Annotated in this window: 3 tRNA genes; all 3 read right to left on the bottom strand. The window is 56.0% G+C overall.

The window, feature by feature from the left end:
- Position 1: 1 nt before the first annotated feature.
- The 3 genes from Q0753_RS16605 to Q0753_RS16615 all read right to left on the bottom strand — a co-directional run bounded on the left by Q0753_RS16605 (position 2) and on the right by Q0753_RS16615 (position 299).
- A tRNA-Ala gene (locus tag Q0753_RS16605) sits at positions 2 to 77 on the bottom strand.
- Between the two features lie 35 nt (positions 78 to 112).
- Positions 113 to 188: transfer RNA gene (locus Q0753_RS16610), tRNA-Ala, on the bottom strand.
- A 35-nt stretch (positions 189 to 223) separates the two neighbouring features.
- Positions 224 to 299, bottom strand: a tRNA-Ala gene (locus Q0753_RS16615).
- Position 300 lies beyond the last annotated feature (1 nt).

The raw sequence follows: 300 nt of genomic DNA on the forward strand, positions 1-300 counted from the left end.
TTGGTGGAGCTACGCGGGATCGAACCGCGGACCTCTTGCATGCCATGCAAGCGCTCTCCCAGCTGAGCTATAGCCCCAAAACAATGCTGTTTTACTGGTTTTTTCTGCCATTTGGTGGAGCTACGCGGGATCGAACCGCGGACCTCTTGCATGCCATGCAAGCGCTCTCCCAGCTGAGCTATAGCCCCGTTTGGCAGATATTTCTGTTTTCAAATGCGATAAGTGGTGGAGCTACGCGGGATCGAACCGCGGACCTCTTGCATGCCATGCAAGCGCTCTCCCAGCTGAGCTATAGCCCCG

It is taken from the genome of uncultured Oceanisphaera sp., from assembly GCF_947495715.1.
Lineage (GTDB): Bacteria > Pseudomonadota > Gammaproteobacteria > Enterobacterales > Aeromonadaceae > Oceanimonas > Oceanimonas sediminis.